The sequence below is a fragment of the Bacillus sp. SIMBA_031 genome (assembly GCF_046535225.1).
GTDB lineage: Bacteria > Bacillota > Bacilli > Bacillales > Bacillaceae > Bacillus > Bacillus velezensis.
Genome location: NZ_JAWRXC010000121.1, coordinates 1 through 300, shown reverse-complemented (window position 1 = coordinate 300; position 300 = coordinate 1). Strand labels below are relative to the sequence as shown.

At 64.7% G+C, this 300-nt stretch carries 1 protein-coding gene; it reads right to left on the bottom strand.

Features of this window, described 5'->3' with window-relative positions:
* Positions 1 to 248: MFS transporter (locus tag SB724_RS19760; RefSeq protein ID WP_410572499.1), on the bottom strand; the 248-nt coding region annotated here is incomplete at its 3' end.
* Positions 249 to 300 lie beyond the last annotated feature (52 nt).

Below are 300 nucleotides of genomic sequence, written 5' to 3'. Positions count from 1 at the left end.
ATCGCATTGCAAGCCGCAAAGACGCCGAGCACCAGTAGCAGGACATGCCGGCGCTGCCACCTGCGCACGGCTGCGGTCAGCGGGATGGCCGCTACACCGGAGCCGAGCGCGCAGCACGTCACCAATTGCCCGGCCCACGCTTCGCTCACATGAAACCCTCGTGCAATCTCCGGAAGCAAGCCGGCCGGTACGGCTTCGTTTGCCGTGGCGATGAAGCTGGCCATCGTCAACGCGAGCAACGCTGCCATCGGGAGACGATTTACCGTCGCCGCGCATCCAATACCAATGGCCGCTACACCG